Source organism: Mesorhizobium sp. WSM1497 (genome assembly GCF_001672455.2).
Taxonomy (GTDB): Bacteria; Pseudomonadota; Alphaproteobacteria; order Rhizobiales; family Rhizobiaceae; genus Mesorhizobium; species Mesorhizobium ciceri.
Genome location: NZ_CP021070.1, coordinates 3,643,197 through 3,663,144 on the forward strand (window position 1 = coordinate 3,643,197; position 19,948 = coordinate 3,663,144).

At 65.9% G+C, this 19,948-nt stretch carries 19 protein-coding genes, 1 tRNA gene and 1 riboswitch; of the genes, 5 read left to right on the plus strand and 15 right to left on the minus strand.

All coding sequences use genetic code 11. The features are described from left to right. Nucleotides 1–79 precede the first annotated feature (79 nt). Both A9K65_RS17685 and A9K65_RS17690 read left to right on the plus strand, forming a co-directional pair. Nucleotides 80–988, plus strand: coding sequence for a PhzF family phenazine biosynthesis protein (locus A9K65_RS17685; RefSeq protein ID WP_027160563.1), 909 nt, complete (start codon nucleotides 80–82; stop codon nucleotides 986–988). Nucleotides 989–1,094: 106 nt separating this feature from the next. Next, nucleotides 1,095–1,170 (plus strand) — tRNA-Lys (locus A9K65_RS17690). Between the two features lie 459 nt (nucleotides 1,171–1,629). Here the strand turns inward: A9K65_RS17690 and cobT are convergent. Genes cobT through A9K65_RS17725 form a run of 7 tightly spaced genes read right to left on the minus strand, consistent with a single transcriptional unit; the run spans nucleotide 1,630 to nucleotide 7,971 of the window. Further along, entirely contained in the window at nucleotides 1,630–2,640 is a 1,011-nt protein-coding gene (gene cobT / locus A9K65_RS17695; RefSeq protein ID WP_064993764.1) for a nicotinate-nucleotide--dimethylbenzimidazole phosphoribosyltransferase, read from the minus strand. A gap of 52 nt (nucleotides 2,641–2,692) precedes the next feature. Then, entirely contained in the window at nucleotides 2,693–3,469 is a 777-nt protein-coding gene (cobS, locus tag A9K65_RS17700) for an adenosylcobinamide-GDP ribazoletransferase (RefSeq protein WP_064993763.1), read from the minus strand. Between the two features lie 3 nt (nucleotides 3,470–3,472). Continuing rightward, nucleotides 3,473–4,786, minus strand: a complete 1,314-nt coding sequence (locus A9K65_RS17705; RefSeq protein WP_064993762.1) for a cobyrinate a,c-diamide synthase — start codon at nucleotides 4,784–4,786, stop codon at nucleotides 3,473–3,475. Then, nucleotides 4,783–5,601 carry a uroporphyrinogen-III C-methyltransferase gene (cobA, locus tag A9K65_RS17710; protein ID WP_063168247.1) on the minus strand — a complete coding sequence of 273 codons (819 nt, stop codon included), beginning with the start codon at nucleotides 5,599–5,601 and terminating at the stop codon, nucleotides 4,783–4,785. Before cobA ends, A9K65_RS17705 begins: the two co-directional genes overlap by 4 nt. After that, the gene (gene cobM / locus A9K65_RS17715; RefSeq protein ID WP_064993761.1) at nucleotides 5,598–6,362 is read right to left on the minus strand and encodes a precorrin-4 C(11)-methyltransferase; all 765 of its coding nucleotides are present in this window, start codon (nucleotides 6,360–6,362) and stop codon (nucleotides 5,598–5,600) included. Before cobM ends, cobA begins: the two co-directional genes overlap by 4 nt. After that, on the minus strand, nucleotides 6,359–6,745 hold the full coding sequence (locus A9K65_RS17720) for a cobalamin biosynthesis protein (RefSeq protein ID WP_064994041.1): 387 nt from the start codon (nucleotides 6,743–6,745) through the stop codon (nucleotides 6,359–6,361). Before A9K65_RS17720 ends, cobM begins: the two co-directional genes overlap by 4 nt. Then, nucleotides 6,742–7,971 (minus strand): bifunctional cobalt-precorrin-7 (C(5))-methyltransferase/cobalt-precorrin-6B (C(15))-methyltransferase, encoded by a 1,230-nt coding sequence (locus A9K65_RS17725; RefSeq protein ID WP_064993760.1) that lies wholly within the window; start codon nucleotides 7,969–7,971, stop codon nucleotides 6,742–6,744. Before A9K65_RS17725 ends, A9K65_RS17720 begins: the two co-directional genes overlap by 4 nt. 1 nt (nucleotide 7,972) lies before the next feature. On the opposite strand from A9K65_RS17725, the gene A9K65_RS17730 reads away from it, so the two are divergent. Further along, nucleotides 7,973–8,749 (plus strand): cobalt-precorrin-6A reductase, encoded by a 777-nt coding sequence (locus A9K65_RS17730; RefSeq protein WP_064993759.1) that lies wholly within the window; start codon nucleotides 7,973–7,975, stop codon nucleotides 8,747–8,749. On the opposite strand, the gene A9K65_RS17735 is transcribed toward A9K65_RS17730, so the two are convergent. The 8 genes from A9K65_RS17735 to A9K65_RS17770 all read right to left on the minus strand — a co-directional run bounded on the left by A9K65_RS17735 (nucleotide 8,713) and on the right by A9K65_RS17770 (nucleotide 18,676). Further along, complete coding sequence (locus tag A9K65_RS17735; protein ID WP_064993758.1) at nucleotides 8,713–9,477, minus strand: precorrin-3B C(17)-methyltransferase; 765 nt, start codon at nucleotides 9,475–9,477, stop codon at nucleotides 8,713–8,715. The two genes, A9K65_RS17730 and A9K65_RS17735, sit on opposite strands and share 37 nt — an antisense overlap. After that, nucleotides 9,474–10,232: a precorrin-2 C(20)-methyltransferase gene (locus A9K65_RS17740; RefSeq protein ID WP_063172428.1), complete on the minus strand. Its 759-nt coding sequence runs from the start codon at nucleotides 10,230–10,232 to the stop codon at nucleotides 9,474–9,476. The genes A9K65_RS17735 and A9K65_RS17740 overlap by 4 nt, the downstream gene beginning before the upstream one ends. Beyond that, the gene (locus A9K65_RS17745; protein ID WP_064993757.1) at nucleotides 10,229–10,861 is read right to left on the minus strand and encodes a precorrin-8X methylmutase; all 633 of its coding nucleotides are present in this window, start codon (nucleotides 10,859–10,861) and stop codon (nucleotides 10,229–10,231) included. The genes A9K65_RS17740 and A9K65_RS17745 overlap by 4 nt, the downstream gene beginning before the upstream one ends. A gap of 2 nt (nucleotides 10,862–10,863) precedes the next feature. Continuing rightward, nucleotides 10,864–12,357 (minus strand): precorrin-3B synthase, encoded by a 1,494-nt coding sequence (gene cobG / locus A9K65_RS17750; protein ID WP_064993756.1) that lies wholly within the window; start codon nucleotides 12,355–12,357, stop codon nucleotides 10,864–10,866. After that, complete coding sequence (gene cobN / locus A9K65_RS17755) at nucleotides 12,354–15,716, minus strand: cobaltochelatase subunit CobN (RefSeq protein ID WP_064993755.1); 3,363 nt, start codon at nucleotides 15,714–15,716, stop codon at nucleotides 12,354–12,356. The genes cobG and cobN overlap by 4 nt, the downstream gene beginning before the upstream one ends. Before the next feature lie 18 nt (nucleotides 15,717–15,734). Then, entirely contained in the window at nucleotides 15,735–16,772 is a 1,038-nt protein-coding gene (cobW, locus tag A9K65_RS17760; protein ID WP_064993754.1) for a cobalamin biosynthesis protein CobW, read from the minus strand. A 2-nt stretch (nucleotides 16,773–16,774) separates the two neighbouring features. After that, nucleotides 16,775–17,203 carry a DUF1636 family protein gene (locus A9K65_RS17765; RefSeq protein ID WP_013531088.1) on the minus strand — a complete coding sequence of 143 codons (429 nt, stop codon included), beginning with the start codon at nucleotides 17,201–17,203 and terminating at the stop codon, nucleotides 16,775–16,777. 38 nt (nucleotides 17,204–17,241) lie between these two features. After that, a riboswitch (cobalamin riboswitch) is annotated at nucleotides 17,242–17,446 on the minus strand. 30 nt (nucleotides 17,447–17,476) lie between these two features. After that, nucleotides 17,477–18,676, minus strand: coding sequence for a winged helix-turn-helix domain-containing protein (locus A9K65_RS17770; protein ID WP_064993753.1), 1,200 nt, complete (start codon nucleotides 18,674–18,676; stop codon nucleotides 17,477–17,479). 331 nt (nucleotides 18,677–19,007) lie between these two features. Between A9K65_RS17770 and A9K65_RS17775 the strand changes: the two genes are divergently transcribed. Both A9K65_RS17775 and A9K65_RS17780 read left to right on the plus strand, forming a co-directional pair. Continuing rightward, complete coding sequence (locus A9K65_RS17775; protein WP_010910112.1) at nucleotides 19,008–19,373, plus strand: NADH-quinone oxidoreductase subunit A; 366 nt, start codon at nucleotides 19,008–19,010, stop codon at nucleotides 19,371–19,373. Beyond that, a complete protein-coding gene (locus A9K65_RS17780; RefSeq protein WP_013531090.1) occupies nucleotides 19,364–19,945 on the plus strand; it encodes an NADH-quinone oxidoreductase subunit B in 582 nt (193 codons plus the stop codon). Before A9K65_RS17775 ends, A9K65_RS17780 begins: the two co-directional genes overlap by 10 nt. Nucleotides 19,946–19,948: the final 3 nt, after the last annotated feature.

Here is a 19,948-nt window from a genome sequence, read left to right on the forward strand (position 1 = left end):
TGTCCCTATCTGTGCACAGATCAGGCTTACCGGTTCAAATATCAAATTAAATTTCGCCCATGTTGGGATTGAGGCAGGAATGAAAACCCGGAATTACTTGCTTTACGATGTGTTTACGACCGAGCGACTGGCCGGCAATCCTTTGGCCGTCGTGCTCGACAGCAAGGGATTGGACACGGCCGCGATGCAGGCCATCGCGCGCGAATTCAACCTGTCCGAATCGGTGTTCGTCCTGCCGCCGGACAATCCCAAGCACAAAAACCGCATCCGCATCTTCACGCCCGACTATGAAATGCCGTTCGCCGGCCATCCGACGGTCGGCGCCGCGATCGCGCTGGCCGAACTTGCGGAGGAGGGCGGCGCCGGCATCTTCGTGCTGGAGGAAAACATCGGTCCGGTGCGGTGCGCCGTCAGCAAGCATGACGGCAACACTTTTGCCGAGTTCGATCTGGCGAAGCTGCCGGAGCCGCTGAAGCTCGATGCCGATCCGGAGGCGATCGGTGCCGCGCTTGGGTTGACGCCGCATGAGATCGGATTCGAGAATCACCGCGTCGCATTCTGGTCGGCGGGCGTGCCCTATGTCACCATCCCGGTTGCCAATCTCGAGGCGGCGGGTCGCATCCGGCTGGACAACCAGGCCTGGTCGGAACTGGCGCCGCGCAAGAGCGAATGGGCCTTCGCCAGCCCCTATGTCTACTGCCGCGAGACGGTGAACCACGAAAGCGCCTTCCATGTGCGCATGATCGTGCCCGGCACGCCTTCCTACGAGGATCCGGCGACCGGTTCGGCGGCAGCCGCCTTTGCCGGCGCCATCATGCATTTCGACGCGCCGACCGATGGCATTTCACAGCTGTGGATCGAGCAGGGGCTGGAGATGGGCCGGCCATCGCGCATCCGCCTCGAACTGACCGTGCAAGGCGGAAAACTGGCCTCGGCGCGCATCGGCGGCAACGCAATCAAGGTGGCGGAGGGCAAGCTGTTCGTTTGATCGAACGCATGCTCGGTCGATTTGTCGGGAAATGATTCCGGCAGGGCTGGACAGGACCGATGGTGGCGGCTATATGCCCGCCAACGCCGGTTTTTGCCGGCCGAGTGGGTGCGTAGCTCAGTTGGTAGAGCAGCTGACTCTTAATCAGCGGGTCCACAGTTCAATCCTGTGCGCACCCACCAAATTCCTAGAAGAGTTGGTGGAAAGACCCTGAAAGCGAGACGCGTTTGGCGCATCTCGGGCAAGGCTGTCCGACCGTGATTCTTCAAACGCGCTATCCGGATCTTGTGGCGATTTAGCCGCGTTGAAAAATGCGGCTCAGAAACCGGCCGAATCGAAAAGCAAGGCTCCTTTCCCCGGCTGCAGCTTCGTTGGCGCCAGTTCCGTCTTTTCCCCCGGAGAAATCGCTGACGAGCCACCAGAAGAAGACCAGGAAGACAACGAAAATGCCGGTGTCGATCGGGCCATGACTTGAATAGCTGCTGTGACGGGACACAACAGCGACCGCCCCGGCGATAACACCGCAGCTGCGGCAGGATGAAATTCATCCACGAAAATCTATTTGAGAATCGCCGTTGCGGTAAGATGCCCCCTTTGTCGTGACAACGGCATCTTTGTCGGCCGATACGGGGAATGAATAACTACTTCTCCGACACGCCAGCCTCTGCAAAACTCGCCATGCGGGCATGGCACTCCAGCGCCGAGCGGACGATGTTGACGGCGAGGCAGGCGCCGGAGCCTTCGCCGAGCCGCATGCCGAGGTCGAGCAGCGGCGGCAGGCCGAGCGCTTCGAGCAGGCCGCGATGGCCTGACTCAGCGGAGACATGGGCTGCGATGGTGTGGGCGAGGCCGGTCGGGTGCAGCTTCGACAGCGGGGCTGCGGCGGCGGTGCAGACGAAGCCGTCGAGCAGCACGGGTATGCCGAGATGTCGGGCGGCGAGCGTGGCGCCGAAGATGGCGGCCAGTTCGCGTCCGCCGAGCACGGCAGCGATAGCAAGCGGGTCGGCGAGGGCTGCGGCATGGCGCTTCAGGCCGGCTTCGATGGCGACCACCTTGCGCTTCAAGCCGGCGTCATCGACGCCGGTGCCGCGCCCTGTCCACTTTTCCGCGCCGCCGCCGAACAGGGCTGCTGAGATGGCAGCCGCCGGCGTGGTGTTGCCGATGCCCATCTCGCCGAAGCAGATAAGGTCAAGATCCTTCGTCACCGCATCATAGCCGGCCGAGACCGCCGCCAGAAAGGGCGCTTCGTCCATTGCCGGACCTTGGGTGAAGTCGCCGGTCGGATGGTCGAGATCGAGCGGGATGACGTCGAGTTCGGCGCCGGCTATGCGGGCAAGCTGGTTGATGGCGGCACCGCCGCCAGCGAAATTCGCCACCATCTGCACGGTGACTTCCGAGGGATAGGCCGACACACCTTGCGCGGTGACGCCGTGGTTGCCGGCGAAGACGAAAACCTTGACGCGGTCGAGTTTCGGCATGTCGCGGCCCTGCCAGCGCGCCAGCCACGCGGCGATGGTCTCGAGCCGGCCGAGGCTGCCTTGCGGCTTGGTCAGCGTGTCCTGGCGGCGTGCGACCGCATTGGCCGCGGCATCGCTGCCAGCCGGCAGGTCGAGGCAGGCGGCGCGCAATTCACTAAGGGACTTGAAGGACATGGGGGCAAAGTCTCCGAAAAGGAATCAGGCCATGGGGATCAGGCCAAAGGGATCAGGAAAGCGCTACGGAAGCGACGAGCAGCACCGCGATCTCGCTTGCCTGCTGCAAGGCGCCGATCGTGTCGCCGGTCTGGCCCTCGATCTGGTTGAAGCAAAGGGCGCGGAATGCGGCAAACAGCAGGCCAAGCAGGATCAGCGCGAAGACGGCGCCGCCCAGCCCGAGCAAGAGAAGCGGGATCGCGCCGAGCAAGGCGCCGGCCATGGCGGTTTCCTGCGACACGGTGCCGGCGTCGACCGAGAGGCCGTCGACGCGCGCTGGAGGCAAGAGATGCATGAAAGCGCCAAGCAGGCCGCGCGAGGCCGCGTGTGCGGCCAGGACGGCAAACAGGGCCTGTGTGGGATCGACGAACTCCGACAGCGCGCTCCAGCGGACCAGCAGCGACAGAGCCAGCGCCGCCGCACCATAGGCGCCGATGCGGCTGTCGCGCATGATCTCAAGTTTGCGGCCGCGCGATTTGCCGCCGCCAAACCCGTCGGCGACGTCGGACAGGCCGTCCTCATGCAGGCAGCCGGTGGTGAGCAGGGTTGCCACGAGGGCAAGTGCGGCCGCCGGCCCCATGGCAAGGCCGAACCGTTCCGCCGTGGCAAAAACGATGGCGCCGATCAGGCCGACGACGAGACCGGCGATGGGGGCGGCCCAGATCGCCGCGGCAAGGCTGCGGCCGCGAAAATCGAAGACGGGCAGCGGCAGCCTGGTGAAGAAGACCAGGCAGAGCGCGATGTCGTCGACGACCTGTCGTGGTGAGAGGGCCAGATTCCCGAATTTCATGCTCTAGCCCCTCGCAATCGCATGGAAGAAGGTGCCGCTGACATGGCCGCGCCGGTAGCCCGAGGCGCCGATCGGATTGCCCTGGCCGTCCGCAAGGTCGGCCAGCGGCTCGTCATTGCCTGTCGCCGTCATCTGCGCATAGTGGAATTCGTGGCCACGGATAAGCGCGCCCTGTGCACCCAGCGGACAATCGGCACGCAGCCGCGCCTCGCGGTAGCCGAGGTTCATCTTGCGCCTGGCGAAGCTGGTGGCGTGGCCGAGCAGGCCGAGCATCGCATGCGTTTCGCCCGACGCGTCCTCCAGAGCTTCGCCGAGCACCATGAAGCCACCGCACTCGCCATGGATGGGCTTCGTCGCGGCGAAACGCGCCATGCCGGCGCGGAAAGTCGCGGCGGCGGCGAGCTTGCCGGCGTGAAGCTCGGGATAGCCGCCCGGCAACCAGCAAACGTCGCAGGTCCCGTCGGGCGCTTCGTCGACGAGCGGCGAGAACGGGACGATTTCCGCACCCGCCTTGCGCCAGTAGGCGGCGACATGCGGATAGAGGAAGGTGAAGGCGGCATCCTCGGCCAGCGCGATGCGTTGGCCGGGCGGCGCCAGCGCGTCGTCGAAACCGCCGGGCGCGGGGGTGAGGGGCGTCGCCAGGGCCATGATCGCATCGAGATCGAGCGACTTTTCCGCCATGTCGGCCAGCCGGTCGAGATGCGCCATCAGGTCGTCATATTCGCCAGCCTGGACAAGGCCGAGATGCCGCTCGGGCAGGTTCAGAGTGGGATCGCGCAGGATGGCGCCGACGACCGGCAGGCCGATCGCCTCGATGGCCTCGCTGCACAGCTTGCGGTGCCGCTCGCTGCCCAGCCGATTGAGCGCGACACCGGCCATGCGCACGTCAGGATCATAGGTGGCAAAACCCTTGGCGACAGCCGCCGCCGTGGTCGACTGGCCGGAGACGTCGAGCACCAGCAGCACCGGCAGGCCATAGAGCCGCGCCAGGTCGGCCGCCGAGCCGGTTCGGCCGGGAGCCGCGGGTATCCCGTCGAACAGGCCCATGGCGCTTTCCAGGATGACGAAATCGGTGTCATCGGCGGCTTGCGCGGCAAGCCCGTTGAGCAGCGATGGCGGCATCGCCCAGCTGTCCAGGTTGACGCCGGACAGCCCCGTGGCGGCGGTGTGGAAGCCGGGGTCGATATAGTCGGGGCCGGATTTGGCGCCGCGCACTTTCAAGCCGCGCCGGGTTAGCGCGCGCAGGATGCCGATGGTGACGCTGGTCTTGCCGGAGCCGGAGCGCGGCGCGCCGATGATGATGGCGCGGGCCGTCATGCTTGCCCCGCCAGGGCCGCGCGCATGGCAACGATGCCGCCGACGACGATCAGCGCCGGCGAGGCCAGACCGGCGGCCGCAGCTTCCTCGGCAATGGTGGCGAGCGTGGCGACGACGGTTCGCTCCTGCGGCGTCGTCGCGGCGACGATCACAGCCGCCGGTGTCGACGGCGCCAGCCCGCCATCGAGAAGGGCGGCTGATATCAAGGGCAGATTGGCCATGCCCATATAGACGACGACAGGCTGGCCGGTGCGGGCGATCGCCGCCCAGTCGAGATCGTCATCGGTGCCGGCGGCGTGGCCGGTCGCCAGGATCACCGCCTTGTTGATGCCGCGCATGGTGGCGGGGATGCCGGTCGCGGCCAGCGCACTGAGGCCCGAGGTCAGGCCGGGCAGGACGCGGAACGGGATACTTTCCCGCGCCAGCGCCAGAGCTTCTTCGCCGCCACGGCCGAAAATATAGGGATCGCCGCCCTTCAGCCTGACGACGCGGCGGCCTTCGCGTGCGAGCCGGACCAGCAGGGCGGTGATGTCGTCCTGTTTCATCGACGGTTTGCCGCCGCGCTTGCCGGCAAAGAAAAGCTCGGCATTCTCCGCAACTGCGACAATGTCAGGGGACACCAGTGCGTCGTAGACCAGCGCATCCGCCTCGGCCAAAGCCGCCAACACTTCGAGCGTCAGGCAGCCGGGGTCGCCAGGGCCGGCGCCGGCCAGCCAGACATGGCCCGGCTCCAGTTGGCGCGGCTTGAAGTTCAGCCGGGACAAGGCTTTTTCGAGCGTGGCGTTTTCGCCGGTGTTTTTGGTGCTGCCGCTCACAATCCGTCCCGTCCGCGAAAACGCCGCTGATAATGGGCGTCGTATAATGAACTCTCGCCAAAACCTTGCGCCGCCAGCGAGCGGCCGACGAAGATGATCGCCGTGCGCTCCATCGGATCGGCGGCGAGCTGTGCCTCGATGGTCGCCAGCGTGCCGGTCAGCACGCGCTCGTCCGGCCAGGAAGCGCGGAAGACGACCGTCACCGGGCAATCGCCGCCATAATGCGGCGTCAGCTCGGCGACGACGCGGTCGATGGCGTGGATGGCCAGATGAATGGCAAGCGTGGCGCCGGTGCGGCCGAAGCCGGCCAACGTTTCGCCGGGCGGCATTTTTGAGGCGCGCCCGGAAATGCGGGTCAGCACCAAGCTCTGCGCCACTTCGGGAATGGTCAGCTCGCGGCGCAATGCTGCGGCGGCGGCGGCGAAGGAGGGGACGCCCGGCGTCAGCGTATAAGGGATGCCGTGCTTTTCCAGCCGGCGGATCTGTTCGGCGACTGCGCTCCATACCGACAGGTCACCGGAATGCAGCCGGGCGACATCCTGGCCTGATTTGTGCGCGTCGAGATAGGCGGCCTCGATCTCGTCGAGCGACATCGGCGCGGTGTCGACCAGCTTTGTCCCCGGCGCGCAGTGCTGCAGCAATTCGGGCGCGACGATCGAGCCGGCATGCAGGCAAACCGGGCAGTTTGCCAAAAGCCTTGCGCCGCGCAGCGTGATGAGGTCGGCCGCACCTGGACCGGCGCCGATGAAATGAACGGTCATGGCGCATCTCCACTGATGGCGATGGCACAGGTGACCGGGCCGAGCACCGTGCGGGGGCCAAGCAGTTTTGCGCCTGTGCCGGCGACGGCGAGGGCGGACGCCTCGGAGACCGATGGTGTGCCGGCAACATCCTGCGAGAGATCGGAATGGCTGAGCGTATCCGACGAGGCAGCTTGAAGTGCTGAGTCGTCGACGACGATGACGGGAAGACTCAGCGTGCGGCCAGCGGCGGCGATCGCTTCTTCATCCTTCTTGAACGCGGCAGTCGCCAGTGCCGACAGCGCCGTCATCGCCAACCCATGCGCCTCCAGCGTCGTTTCAATCGCCGCAAGCACGTCTTCGACGCCCACGCCCTTTCGGCAGCCTATGCCTGCGACCATCATGGCTTCACCCAGCTCCATTGCGTCACTGGCATGGCCGGCCGCCAGGCCTGCATCGAGCCGACCGGCGAGGCCCGGGAGATGTTTATACGCGTGAGATCGCCGCCGAGCTTCGTATGCTGGGCAAGAAGCAGGGCTTCCATCTCCAGCGTCACCGCGTTGGCGACGAGACGGCCGCCAGTGTGCAGGGCCTTGATGGCAGCGTTCAAGACACCGGCATCGCTGCCGCCACCGCCGATGAAGATCGCGTCTGGCGTGTCCAGTCTGGCAAGCGCCTTCGGCGCGCTGCCTTCGACCACGACAAGGCCGGGAACGCCACAGGCAGCGGCGTTGCGACCAATACGGGCAGCGCGCACCGGATCGGCCTCGATGGCAAAAGTGCGCATGGAAGGGTGGGCCAGCATCCATTCTATGCCGATGGAACCGGAGCCGGCGCCGATGTCCCACAGCAACTCGCCGCGCCGCGGCGCCAGCGCCGACAGGGTGATCGCGCGGATTTCGCGCTTGGTGATCTGGCCGTCATGGTCGAACAGGTGATCGGCAAGGCCTGATGTGAGCGGCAGCACGCGCGCGTCCGGACCGGATTCAACTTCGACCGCCAGCACGTTGAGCGGATTGAGGTTTTCGAGGTCGAAGGCATCGGCGCGGACCGAGCGCTGGGTCTCGCTTGGCCCACCCAACGCCTCCAGGATCGTCAGCCGCGATGCGCCGAAGTCGAGTTCCGCGAGCAGGCGGGCAATCGCCGCGGGGGCCTCTGCATCCGAGGTCAGCGCCAGGATGCGCGCGCCTGGCTGCAGCAGCGGCCGGATCAGGTCGAGCGGCCGGCCGTGCAGCGAGACGGTTTCGATATCCTGCAGCGCCCAGCCGAGCCGGGCGGCCGCCAGTGAAACGGCTGAAGGCGCGGGGATAACGTGCATCTCCTGCGCCTTGACCTTGCGGGCGAGCGTGGCGCCGACGCCATGGAAGAACGGATCGCCGGACGCGAGCACACAGACGTTCCTGCCGGCAAGCGCCAGGACGTCAGCCATCTCGGCATCGAAGGGAACCGGCCATGGGCGCGGCTCGCCCTTGGCGAAGGAAGCGACTAGGGCGAGGTGCCGCTTGCCGCCGAAGATGATCTCAGCCTGGGCAATCCGCTGCTTGGCCTCGTCGCCGAGACCCGCTAAACCGTCCTCGCCGATGCCGACGACTGTCAGCCAGGCGGCTCGCGATTGACGCTCACCAGGCATAATGACCCACCGTATCCTGATCCTCGGCGGCACTACCGAAGCGCGGCAACTGGCCGGAAAACTGGCGGCGCGTGCCTCGGTCACGCTGTCTCTGGCCGGCCGCACCGAAAGCCCGGTCGCGCAAGGCGTGCCGGTGCGAAGCGGAGGCTTTGGCGGCGCCGACGGGCTGGCCGCTTACCTCACGGAAACGGCCACCGATCTGCTGATCGACGCCACGCATCCCTATGCGGCGCAAATCTCCGCCAATGCCGCACAAGCCGCGCGCATGGCCGGCGTGCCGATCCTTGCCCTGCGGCGTCCCGGCTGGGAGCCTGCCGAAGGCGACCGCTGGACGTTGGTCGGTACGGTCGGCGATGCCGCGCAAGCGCTTGGACCGGCGCCGCGCCGCGTTTTTCTGGCACTGGGCCGGCAAGAGGTTGCGGCTTTCGAAGCAGCGCCCCAGCACCACTATCTCATTCGCAGTGTCGATCCGGTCGAGCCGAAGCTGGCCGTGCCCGACGCCGAATATCTGTTGGCCCGTGGCCCGTTTCGCGACGCGGAGGAACGCGCGTTGCTCGAAAGGCACCGCATCGATGTCGTGGTGTCCAAGAACAGCGGCGGCGAGGCGACCTTTGGCAAGATCGCCTCGGCGCGGGCGCTTGGCATCGAGGTGGTCATGATCCGCAGGCCTGATCTGCCGGACGTGCCCTCGGCTGAAACCGTCGAAGCGCTGGCCGCCATTGTCGATCGATTTGGGGTCGATCATTTTGTCCGTCCCGTGGACGAGCGCGGCGTGTAGACCAGCGCCGGCTTCTCCGTGCGCTTGATAATCCTGGTTTCCGGCGAGCCGATGATGATGCAGGTCGCCATGTCCGCCTTTTCAGCCTCGACATCGGCCAGCAGGTAGACCTCGATACGCTCGTCCGGGCGACCGGCGGCGCGGCCGAAGATTACTGGCGTGGTGCCCGGCAGGATGGCGGCCAGGCACTCGAAGGCGCGGCCGAGTTGCCAGGGGCGGGCCTTGCTGATCGGGTTGTAAAGCGCGATGACGAAGCCGGCACCGGCCGCCGCCAGCAGGCGCAGTTCGATCAACTCCCATGGCTTTAGATTGTCCGAGAGCGAGATGGCGCAGAAATCATGGCCGAGCGGCGCGCCGATGCGGGCGGCAACCGCCAGCATGGCGGTGATGCCGGGCACCACGGCGACATCGACCGCGCGCCATTCGACCGGACCGGCCTCGATCGCCTCGCAGACGGCCGCCGCCATGGCGAACACGCCGGGATCCCCGCCGGAGACCACGGCGACGTCATGGCCCTCTGCGGCCTTGCTCAATGCGTCCTTGGAGCGGGCGAGTTCCTCGCGGTTGTCGGAAGCGACGCGGGTCTGGTCCGGGCGCAGGTCCAGCCGATCGAGATAGGGCTTGTAGCCGTAAAAGAATTTCGCCTCGGCGACAGCGCGGCTGGCCTCCGGGGTGACCTGATCGGCATTGCCGGGCCCAAGGCCGATGACGGTGAGACGGCCACTCATGCCTGTGCTCCCACGGCGCCGGGGCGACCGGACCAGCCGGCGACCAGCACGATGGCGAAGTAGGGTGCCTTGTCGTCCTTTTTGTCGGCAAGCTTCATCGAGACGCTGCCGGCCATGGTGCCGCGCTCGACATAGACGGCGCGCGACAGCTTGGCCGTAGCCTCCAGCGCCCGCCTGATCTTGGGCAGGTTGCGGCCGACCTTCATGATGACGGCGGCATCGGTGTCGGCCAGCCGGCGGGTGAGCTCGAATTCGCTCATCGTGCCCGGCAGCACGGTGAGCACGTCGTCGCCCTGGACGATCGGAATACCGGTCTGCGACCAGCAGCCGGACATGGCGGTGACGCCGGGGATGACTTCGGTCGGAAAACGATGGGCGAGGCGCACATGCAGATGCATGTAAGAGCCGTAGAACAGCGGGTCGCCCTCCGACAGCACCGCAACCATTCTGCCGGCTTCGAGGTGCTCGGCGACCTTCTCGGCCGACTCCTCGTAGAAAGCCGTGATCTGCGAGCGGTAGTCGTCGTGATCCCTGGCGATTTCGGTTGTGACGGGATAGAGCAGCGGCAATTCCGTCATTTCGGGCCGGAACTGCGCTTCGACGATGGCGCGGGCGTTGCTGTTGTTGCCGCGCTTGGCGAAATAGGCCACGACATCGGCCTCGGCCAGGATGCGGGCGGCTTTTAGGGTCAGCAGTTCGGGGTCGCCAGGACCGGTGCCGACGCCAACGAGGCGGCCTTTGAGAAAGGCGTTCACAGGCCAGGCCTCGCCAATGAATTGAGCGCGGCGGCGGTCATGGCACTGCCGCCAAGCCGGCCACGCACGATGGCGTAGGGAACGCCGTGGGAATTCTCGGCCAGCGCATCCTTGGATTCGGCCGCACCGACGAAACCGACCGGCATGCCGATGATGGCCGCCGGCTTCGGTGCGCCATCGCGCAGTTTTTCCAGGAGATAGAATAGCGCGGTCGGCGCATTGCCGATGGCAACCACAGAGCCGGCCATGCGCTCGCCCCAGAGGTCGATGGCGGCGGCCGAGCGGGTGTTGCCGATCTCCCTGGCGATGTCGTGCGTACGCGGGTCGCGCAAGGTGCAGATCACCTCGTTGCCCGCCGGCAGCCTAGCGCGGGTGACGCCATGTGAGACCATTTCCGCGTCGCAGAAGATCGGCGCGCCGGCCGCCAAAGCGGTGCGGGCGGCGGCAACGAAATCGGTGGAGAACACAAAATGATTTGAAGCTTCGACCTGGCCGCAGGCATGGATCATGCGAATGGCGACATCGGCCTCAGCTTCGGAGAAGTGCGACAGATCGGCCTCGGCGCGGATGATGGCGAAGGAGCGCTCGTAGATCGCCGTGCCGTCATGGATGTAGTCGTAGGCGGCCATGCTCATTTCCGTTTTTCAGTTTGGGCCTGTCGGTAGGCCTCGGCGATACCGGCCGGCCCGAGCCTTGTCAGGCAAGCGGCGGCGGTTTCACCTTGATATCGTGTGCTGCGGATCATCGCCGCGACGCGGCCGATGCCGCGCGCGGCGTCATAGCCCGGCCTGTAGCCGGCAGGAAGGGCCTTTGCCGTCGCGTTCACGACAAGTCCGGCTCCATTTTCGCCGCCGACGATCGTCAGCGCTGCCGGACCGGGGTGGGCGCAGCCTTTGGCACAGCCGGAAATGTGAAGGGTGAAGTCGAGGATGTCGGCTGTTTCAGCGGCTATCGTCTCGGCGATGTCGCGTGTGGCGATGCGGCCGGAGGCGCAGGCCGGCATGCCCGGGCAAGCGGCAATGCGCGTGCGCGGGTCGGTGGGGGCGATGACGAAGCCGAGGGTGGCGGCTGTGTGCTGGAGGGGGCGGTTGGCGGCGGTTGGCTGACCGAGGAAGAGCAGGGCGCGACCGGGGGCGAGGCGGATTTCGGTTGTACCGAGGGTGAGGGCGTGTTGGGCGAGGGCGATGATGTTGTCCGCCGGCATGCTGCCGTAGGGCAGGGCGATGCCGAGGGCGGTGGCGTGGCCGGCTAAGGGGAAAAGGCCGATAGGTTTGCGCGAGGCGCCCCCCTTTGCCCTGCCGGACATCTCCCCCTCTAGGGGGGAGATTACGCCGTCACCGATGGTTTCGCCAATCTCCGGTGTTGTTAAGGAAAAGCCGGCGTCGAAGCTGCCAATCTCCCCCCCTGAGGGGGAGATGTCCGGCAGGACAGATCGGGGCGCCTCGCGCAAACTCGTCGAGCATAGCCAACCCGCCAGAGACACTAATTGCCTCTCCGATAAATCCCTTGCGTGAGCCTCGCGGCCTTTCTCTGCAACCATCCTTAGAGCTGCAACGGCAATATCGCGCGCCGCACTTTGATCGGCAAACGCCAGCGGCCTCGCATTCTGCCCGTCACCCGCGACAGACACCCGCCACCGAACTCCCGCATCGGTGCGCGTCGCAGCAAGCCGCACGTCGGCCGTGACCGCATCCATGGTGAGTTGCCCGCAGCCGTCCACAACGACCGACACCCTCGGCCCTAGGCGTTGTACGAGCCCAGCTTCTTCGATCGCAGCCCTGATACGTTCAGCCAGCGGCCGGGGATCGGCAATCTCTTGCGGATCAATGCCGGCCAGCGGCCCGGTCTCGACCGGCACGCCGGTGCGAACCGCGATATCAAGCGCATCGACCTCCGCCGCCAGCAGCGCAGCACTTTGCGCCGTCAGGCCGCGTATCTGCAGGCTGCCGCGCGCGGTGACTTCCATGATGCCATTGCCGTGCCGCAAAGCGGATTCGGCTAGTCCGATCAACGACTCTGGCGACATCCCCCCAGCGACCGGGTTGAGCCGCACCAGCAGGCCGTCGCCGGTTTGCATCGGCGCCGACAAAGCCGGACAGGCGCCGCGGCGCGAGAAGGCGTTCATGCCGCCACCCCAAGCGCTTCTGCCTCGGCGATCAGGGCTGCGAGATCGTCGTCGATGGAATTGCGCAGGGGATGCCACAGGCCGCGCCGGCGCGCCGACAGGAAGCGCTCGGCGATGATTTTTGCGGCGGCTGGGTTTTCGCGCAGGATGAAGGCGCGGACCATGGGATCGCCTAGATAGGCATCATGAACCGCCTCGATCAGCGTTCCCGAAATGGCGTGCGTGGTTTCGGCGAAGCCGACCAGCCGGTCGACGGTTTCGGCGAATTCGGAGGCACCGCGCGGGCCGTGCCGCATCTGGCCAGCGATGAAACGGGCATTAACGGCGCGAGCACGCACGACACGCGCTACGGCCTCACTGATCGAGCGTGGCTTCGGCTTTTGCGGGTCCGTGGTGTCGAGCACGATGACGTCGGCATTCCTGCCGAGCGCCGCAACTGCTGCGGAAAAGCCGCCGATGAAGGCGACATCGGCGGAGCCCTCGAGGATGTCGCGGCCGGGGTCGTCGCCGGTGTGGACGAGAAGATCGGCTTCGGCGATGCGGCCCTCGAAGGCGCCGGGCGCGGAGATGCCTTCGCCCCCGGCGCCGCCATAGGCGTGCGATGTAGCGTCGAGATAGGCGCGGCCGATTTCGTCGCGCGCGCTCCAGTCGCCGGAGGACATGAGATCCTCGACGCCGGTGCCATAGGTGCCCGGCGAGGTGCCGAAGATGCGCGGGCTGATCTTGCCGTCGGCGCGCGTTTTGGCCGCGAGCGGGTTTTCCGAATCGTCCTCGTCGCGCGCGGCAACCGCGTTGGCTGCGGCATCGATCAGCGCGATCTGGGTCGGGAACATGTCCCGGAACAGGCCTGATATGCGCCATGTGACATCGACGCGTGGCCTTCCGAGCGTGGCCGGCGGCAGCACTTCGATGCCGGTGATGCGGCCGGTGGCCAAATCCCATTGCGGCCGGCAGCCCATCAGCGCCAGGCCTTGAGCGATCTCCTCGCCGCCGGTGCGCAGCGATGCCGAGCCCCAGAGATCGATGACCAGCGAGCGTGGCCAGTCGCCATGCGACTGCATGTAGCCGCGCACGACTTCCTCCGCCGCTGCCCTGCCCAGATCATAGGCGGTCGGCGTCGGCATGGTGCGCGGGTCCGAGGTGAACAGATTGCGGCCGGTGGGCAAGACGTCCGAGCGGCCGCGCGTAGGCGCGCCGGCCGGACCGGCCTTGACGTGGCCGCCATCGAGCGCGGCAAGCAGCGCCGCCTTCTCGGCTTCAGCGCTCTGGCGGCGCATGGCGTCGGGCTCATCCTCCGGAGCGCGGCCATAGATATGCAGCCCGTCCTTGATGGCGAAATCCTTGAGATCGCAAAGCCAGGCGTCGATGCGGCGCAGCGCCTCGTCCGGCGCGTCGGTCGTGGCGACGCCGGCTTCGGAGGCGAGACCGGTTTTTTGCGCGGTGTCGACGATCAGTTTCGCCAGTCGGTCACGGCGGCGACGGTCGAGCCCGTCGGCCTGGGCATATTCATCGACCAGCCGCTCGAGCTTGTGCTGGTTTTCGTCCAGCCCGGCGCCGGTCAGCGGAGGCGGCAAATGGCCAAGGGTGACGGCGGCAATGCGCCGCTTGGCCTGCGCCGCTTCGCCCGGGTTGGAGACGATGAAGGGATAGATGACGGGCAGGGGGCCGGTGACGATCTCCGGAAAGCAGTTTTCCGACAGAGCAACGGTTTTGCCCGGCAGCCATTCAAGCGTGCCATGGGCGCCGACATGGACCAGCGCGTGGACGCCGAGCGACTTGCGCAGCCAGAGGCCGAAGGCGATCAGCGCATGGCGCGGGGGCAGCGTCGGGTCGTGGTAGTCGGCGCGGCGGTCGACGGAGCGGCCGCGGTCGGGGGCGAGGGCGATGGTGACGTTGCCGAAGGTGGCGGCGCGGAAGGGGAAGCTTCCGCGCAAACCTGTTTCGTCTTCCGCTTTGCCCCAAGCGGCTTCGACCGCAGTAATTGCCGCAGTCGGCAACTCCGTCGAGAAGGCAATGTAGTTATCCAAGGCCAATCCAGTATCGCTGGCTTCCAGCAAATCCAGCAACCCACGCGGCGTCTCTGGAATCCCCTCAATCATATAGCCCTGCTCCTTCAGGTCATGCAGCATGGCGAGCACGCTGGACGGCACGTCGAGGCCCACGGCATAGCCGGTGCGGCCAGGAGCGCTAGGGTAATCCGGGATCAGGATGGCCAGCTTGCGCCGGGCGCGGGGTGTCTCCTGTAACTTGATGAAGGCCGCGACGCGGTCAGCGACCTGCGCCACGCGATCCGGTTCCGGCCGGTTGGCGAAGGCGCGGTGGCCGAGTGCGGGATCGGTCTCGGTCTCGCCCTTGAAGGAAATGGCGCCGGCGAGGACGCGGCCGTCGAGTTCGGGCAGCACGACATGCATGGCGAGGTCGGCGGGTGCCAGGCCACGCTGGTTGTTTTGCCAGATGTCGCGGCGGGTGGTGGCGACGATGACCTGGAAGACAGGCACGCCGGCGCGGTCGAACAGCGTTTCGATGCCGGGTTCGGCGCCTGAGGCGAAAGCGGTCGCGGTGATGATGGCGGCGGGCTTCAGCGCCGTCAGTGCTGTTTCCACGAAGGCGAGGGAGGTTGGGTCCTTGAGGCTGGAGACGAAGATCGGGACTGGGTCGATGCCGCGCTGCCGCAGCGCTTCAACAAGCGCATCGATGGGCGCGACATCGGCGGCCAGCAGCATCGAGCGATAGAACAGGATGGGGATGATAGGAGCGTTGACGTTGTAAGCGCCAGCATTCGATAAGTCCGGCTTCTCCACAACTCCACATCCGGGCACGTAAAAACCAGCTTTCGGCACCACCACCGGGCCGATAACTTCCGCATCCTGTCCCGCCAACCCCGCCAGCCTGCACACCAGCGCGCTCATATTGGCCGGGCCGCCCTCGCGGAAATAGTCGAGCAGGCCGTCCAGTTCCTCGCGCGGCAGGGTCGAGGCTTCGATCAGGCGCAGATCCTCGTCGCGGCATTCGCCGGGCAGCAGCGCCAGTTTTATGCCGCGTTCGCGGGCGGTCGAGGCAAGCTGGTCGCAGCCGTAGCGCCACCAGTCGTAGCCGCCGAGGATGCGCACGAGGATGATCTTGGCATGGCGGGCGACGCTGTCGACCCAGAGGTCGACGGACATCGGATGGCGCAGGTCGCGCAACGCCGCCAGCCGCATCGAGGGCAGGCGGTCGGCATCGGCCTTCCACGCTGCCGCCAGTCCGGCGAGGTCGCTGTCGGTGAAGGACAGGGCCACGATATCCGCCGGCGTCTGCCGCAGATCGACCGGCTCGGCGAGGTCGTCGAGCGAGGCGGATGTCGTGGTTAGGATGTGCATCGCAATCCGTGTCCGAAATCAGCCGGCGAGTATACGCTCGATCGCCGGGCGGTTCAGCCCTTTCAGGCCGATGACGACGAGGCGCGAGCGGCGGTCGTCCTGCGCGGTCCAGGCGCGGTCATAGTAATGATTGACGCGCGGCCCGACGGCCTGCAGCAACAGCCGCATCGGCTTGCCGCCGACCTCGACGAAGCCTTTTACACGCAGCACGTTCTCTTCTTCTGCGACCGTGGCGACGCGTTTTGCCAGTTCATCGGGATTGGCGACCGAGGCTATGTCGACAATGAAGGTGTCGAAGTCGTCATGCTCGTGGTCGAAGGCGCCGTCATGATGGGATTTGCGGTTCTCGATGTCGTCCTCGACGGCGAGACCGAGCCCGAGCAGCACGGAGGGATCGACCTTGCCATGCGACGTCGGCACGATCTTCACTGCGCGGGCGGAGTGTTCGCCAATGATGGCATTGGCGCGGGCGGTGCCGGCGGCGTCCATCAGGTCGCTCTTCGACAGGATGATCAGGTCGGCGCAGGCGATCTGGTCCTCGAACACTTCTTCCACCGGATCGTCGTGGTCGAGCGTCTCGTCCCCGGCGCGCTGCGCCTGGAGGGCCTCCATGTCGTTGGCGACGCGGCCTTCGGCCAATGCCGGTCCGTCGACCACGGCGATGACGCCATCGACGGTCACCCGGCTTTTCACGCTCGGCCACTGAAAGGCCTGGACCAGCGGCTTGGGCAGTGCCAGGCCCGAGGTTTCGATCAGGATATGGTCGACCTTCGGCGTCAGCGACAGGATTTGGTCGAGCGCCGGGACGAAATCATCGGCGACGGTGCAGCAGATACAGCCATTGGCCAGTTCGACGATGTTTTCCTCGGGGCAGGTGTCGATACCGCATCCCTTGAGGATCTCGCCATCGATGCCGATGTCGCCGAATTCGTTGACGATGATGGCGATGCGCTTGCCGCCGGCGTTTTCCAGGAGATGGCGGACCAGCGTCGTCTTGCCGGCGCCGAGGAAGCCAGTGACGACGGTGCAGGGAACGCGGGATACGGAAGTGGTCATGGTCAATCCTTCAGCATGTCGATGGGTGGAATGCGGGCCACGAGGCCGCGCTTCAGGCTATCGGGGCGGCCACGCCACGGGATCAGGCCATCTTTCGAGGTGGCGAAGAGCTTTGCGCCTGTCACGAGGTCGGCGCCGCTGGTCGCGGTCAGGTCGCCGAAGACATAGCTCCAGCAACCGTCGCGCAGGATCGCGGCGCTGAGGCGCCGCTTGCAATTGCCAAGGCATTCGACGCTGCGGATGCGGATATCGTCGCCAGCGGCGGCGCGGCGCGTGTCGTCCGTCAGCAACTCGCCGGCGCGGGGATGAGCGTCGGAGCCGGTCTCATTGCGGCAGGAGCCGCAGACGATGATGGTGACGCCGGCCAAGGCATCATCATGGCCGGACGAAATATCCGCTGTGCCAGCCGAAAAACTGCTGTCGTGGTCCAAAGATCGGGCTCCTTGCCCGGAAACCCGCCGGGCGATCGGATTCTACAGTCGCAGACGGCAGGTCTCCTGGCTCGCGAGTCATCGCCTTGGGTAGCCGCCTTCCCGGGAATTCCCAGTGGTTTTCGGCCTTGGCTCTTCGCTTACAGTTGCGGGGACAGCCGCGGATTTGGGATTTTGCCCCGCACCGCATTCCCTCTTAGCCCTTGCCGTTGCGGGCAAGGGACCATCTGGAACCGGATTTAGGCTTTTGCGGGCGGCGGTGTCAACGCGAGCTTACGACACGGCTATGTCGGCCAGCGCCGGCCCCAAATCCCCGGCAGGCGTCACTTCGATGCGTTCGAGCCCGAGCCAACCTTGCATCTGCTTCAATTCCTCGAACAACTCCGCAGCGGTTTCAGGCGGCGCACCGGGCTCCGCATAGGCTGCATGGACGCGCAGTATGCCGGCCGGGCGGTCTGCCTTGAGGTCGATGCGCGCCACGATCCGGTCGCCGAGCAGGAACGGCAGGACATAATAGCCATACTGCCGCTTGTCGGCCGGTGTGTAGATCTCGATGCGGTAGTGGAAATCGAACAGCCGCTCGGTGCGCGAGCGCTCGAAGACGACCGGATCGAAGGGTGCCAGCAAGGCGCGGGCCTCGACTTTGCGCGGCAGGCGGGCGTCCCGGTGAAGATAGGCCGGCTTGTCCCAGCCTTCGACACGCACCGGCAGCAACTCGCCCGTTTCAACCAGTTCCTCCAACCGGCCTTTCATATCGGCCGGCGACAGGCGGAAATAATCGCGCAAATCGCTTGAAGTCGCCACGCCGTGGGCGCGGGCGGAAATGCGCAGCAATTCGCGGTGCGCGTCCTCAGGCGTCGGCACCGGCAGATCGAGGATCGCCTGCGGCAGCACGCGCTCGGGCAGGTCATAGAAGCGCTCGAAACCGCGGCGGTGCGCCGTGGTGATGCGGCCGGCCCAGAACAGCCATTCGAAAGCGTGTTTGGCATGGCTCCAGCCCCACCAGCCGCCCGAACCTTTCTGGCCCTCCAGCGCGGAAGCGGCGATCGGGCCGCGTTCGGCGACCTCGCGGTAGATCTCTTCGATGTAGGCGGCGTGCTCGCGGCCCCATTTGGCGAGACCCAGATACATTTCCTCGCCCCGCTCGGCGCGCTGCATGCGCCAGCGCATCAGCGGGTATGTCTCGACCGGCAGGAAGGAGGCCTCGTGCGCCCAGTATTCGAAAACCATGCGCTTGCGCGTCACGGCCGCGTTGTCGAGCAGCGAGAACGGGTAGGGGCCAAGGCGCGAATAGAGCGGCATATAATGAGCGCGCACCACCGCGCTGACGGAATCGATCTGCAACAGGCCGGTGCGGGACAGCGTGCGGGCAAAATGCCGGCGGTCGGGCGTGCCGGTCGGGCGAGGATCGAGGAACCCCTGGGCGGCAAGCGCAATGCGCCGGGCCATTGGGAGCGAGATCTTTTCCTTCATGCAGATATCACTTTGACGTGTTTTGACCGAGGGTCGAATGGCTGATTCCAACCCATGCTAGCAGGGTTTTGGCGGCATCCATGTCAGGAGAGAAAAGTGGAGTAAAAAGCGAAGGAAATCAAACAGGAGCGGATCGGACCAGTTTGCCGCGATATGCCGTCCAGGTCGATGTTTTGAACAAGGTTTGACTTGCTTCGCTGGAAGTGCTGCGCTAACCCTCGCCGCGTTGCAGCATAGGCCCTTAAAACGGTTCAGCGGTTAAACTGTCACGCTTCCGCATTAGGGTCCGGTGCTGTAATCAACGTGGATTGGCGCCAACGGAAAGCCGAGCATGAACGCACTCTTGAGCTCATACCTGCCCATCGTCCTGTTCATAGGCGTGGCGCTGGTTGTCGGCCTGGCGCTGCTGGCCGCGCCCTTCCTGGTGGCCTACCGCAATCCCGATCCCGAAAAGCTTTCCGCCTACGAGTGCGGTTTCAACTCGTTCGACGACGCCCGCATGAAGTTCGACATCCGTTTCTACCTGGTGTCGATCCTGTTCATCATCTTCGACCTGGAAGTAGCCTTCCTGTTTCCGTGGGCGGTGTCGTTTTCGAAGATCGGCATGCTCGGTTTCTGGTCGATGATGGTTTTTTTGGCGGTGCTGACCATCGGCTTTGCCTATGAATGGAAAAAAGGAGCGCTGGAATGGGATTGAACGACAGTTCAGGCACCCTCGTCGCGCCGAAGCCCAAGGGCATCATCGATCCCAACACCGGCAGGCCGGTGGGGGAGGACGATCCCTTCTTCCTCGAGATCAACAACGAGTTGGCCGACAAGGGCTTTCTGGTCACTTCGACCGAGGCGCTCATCACCTGGGCGCGCAGCGGGTCGCTGATGTTCATGACCTTCGGCCTCGCCTGCTGCGCGGTCGAGATGATCCACACCTCGATGCCGCGCTATGATTCGGAGCGGTTCGGCGTCGCGCCGCGTGCGTCTCCGCGCCAGTCCGACATCATGATCGTCGCCGGCACGCTGACCAACAAGATGGCGCCGGCGCTGCGCAAGGTCTACGACCAGATGCCGGAGCCGCGCTACGTCATCTCGATGGGCTCCTGCGCCAATGGCGGCGGCTATTACCACTATTCCTATTCGGTGGTGCGCGGCTGCGACCGCATCGTGCCGGTCGACATCTATGTGCCCGGCTGCCCGCCGAGCGCCGAAGCGCTGCTCTACGGCATTCTTCTGCTGCAGAAGAAGATCCGCCGCACCGGCACGATCGAACGGTAAATC

Bases quoted from the DNA above. Each gene is read 5' to 3' on its own strand.
- A9K65_RS17685 (WP_027160563.1), top strand. From the start codon at position 80: ATGAAAACCCGGAATTACTTGCTTTACGATGTGTTTACGACCGAGCGA.
- cobT (WP_064993764.1), bottom strand. From the start codon at position 2,640: ATGTCCTTCAAGTCCCTTAGTGAATTGCGCGCCGCCTGCCTCGACCTG.
- cobS (WP_064993763.1), bottom strand. From the start codon at position 3,469: ATGAAATTCGGGAATCTGGCCCTCTCACCACGACAGGTCGTCGACGAC.
- A9K65_RS17705 (WP_064993762.1), bottom strand. From the start codon at position 4,786: ATGACGGCCCGCGCCATCATCATCGGCGCGCCGCGCTCCGGCTCCGGC.
- cobM (WP_064993761.1), bottom strand. From the start codon at position 6,362: ATGACCGTTCATTTCATCGGCGCCGGTCCAGGTGCGGCCGACCTCATC.
- A9K65_RS17720 (WP_064994041.1), bottom strand. From the start codon at position 6,745: ATGATGGTCGCAGGCATAGGCTGCCGAAAGGGCGTGGGCGTCGAAGAC.
- A9K65_RS17725 (WP_064993760.1), bottom strand. From the start codon at position 7,971: ATGCCTGGTGAGCGTCAATCGCGAGCCGCCTGGCTGACAGTCGTCGGC.
- A9K65_RS17730 (WP_064993759.1), top strand. From the start codon at position 7,973: ATGACCCACCGTATCCTGATCCTCGGCGGCACTACCGAAGCGCGGCAA.
- A9K65_RS17735 (WP_064993758.1), bottom strand. From the start codon at position 9,477: ATGAGTGGCCGTCTCACCGTCATCGGCCTTGGGCCCGGCAATGCCGAT.
- A9K65_RS17745 (WP_064993757.1), bottom strand. From the start codon at position 10,861: ATGGCCGCCTACGACTACATCCATGACGGCACGGCGATCTACGAGCGC.
- cobG (WP_064993756.1), bottom strand. From the start codon at position 12,357: ATGAACGCCTTCTCGCGCCGCGGCGCCTGTCCGGCTTTGTCGGCGCCG.
- cobN (WP_064993755.1), bottom strand. From the start codon at position 15,716: ATGCACATCCTAACCACGACATCCGCCTCGCTCGACGACCTCGCCGAG.
- cobW (WP_064993754.1), bottom strand. From the start codon at position 16,772: ATGACCACTTCCGTATCCCGCGTTCCCTGCACCGTCGTCACTGGCTTC.
- A9K65_RS17770 (WP_064993753.1), bottom strand. From the start codon at position 18,676: ATGAAGGAAAAGATCTCGCTCCCAATGGCCCGGCGCATTGCGCTTGCC.
- A9K65_RS17775 (WP_010910112.1), top strand. From the start codon at position 19,008: ATGAACGCACTCTTGAGCTCATACCTGCCCATCGTCCTGTTCATAGGC.
- A9K65_RS17780 (WP_013531090.1), top strand. From the start codon at position 19,364: ATGGGATTGAACGACAGTTCAGGCACCCTCGTCGCGCCGAAGCCCAAG.